Annotated in this window: 1 protein-coding gene; it reads left to right on the forward strand. The window is 37.9% G+C overall.

Annotated elements, in window-relative coordinates; translation table 11 throughout:
* Positions 1–245: transposase (locus STRDD04_RS10315; RefSeq protein WP_197460104.1), on the forward strand; the 245-nt coding region annotated here is incomplete at its 5' end.
* Between the last annotated feature and the right edge of the window lie 101 nt (positions 246–346).

Genomic DNA, 346 nt, shown 5'->3' on the forward strand with positions numbered 1-346 from the left:
CAATTTCTTGTATAAATCCTATCTTTCAGACTGTTTTTAAAACCTTTCTCAAGGACAAAGATAAAATTATCAATGCTCTTGAACTCCCTTACTCAAATGCAAAACTGGAGGCTACTAACAACCTCATCAAGGTTATCAAGCGCAACGCTTTTGGCTTTCGGAACTTTGACAACTTTAGAACTAGAATTCTCATCGCTTCGAATATCAAAAAGGAGAGAACCAATTCGGTCCTCTCCAGATATTAGCTGACATCAACCCACTACAGTTGACAAAGAGCCCTTTTTTGATTACATGAAACCAATAACACGGGCAACAATACCAACAACGAAAAGTCCGATGATGATTG

The sequence above is a fragment of the Streptococcus sp. DD04 genome, assembly GCF_001578725.1.
Classification (GTDB): Bacteria; Bacillota; Bacilli; order Lactobacillales; family Streptococcaceae; genus Streptococcus; species Streptococcus sinensis.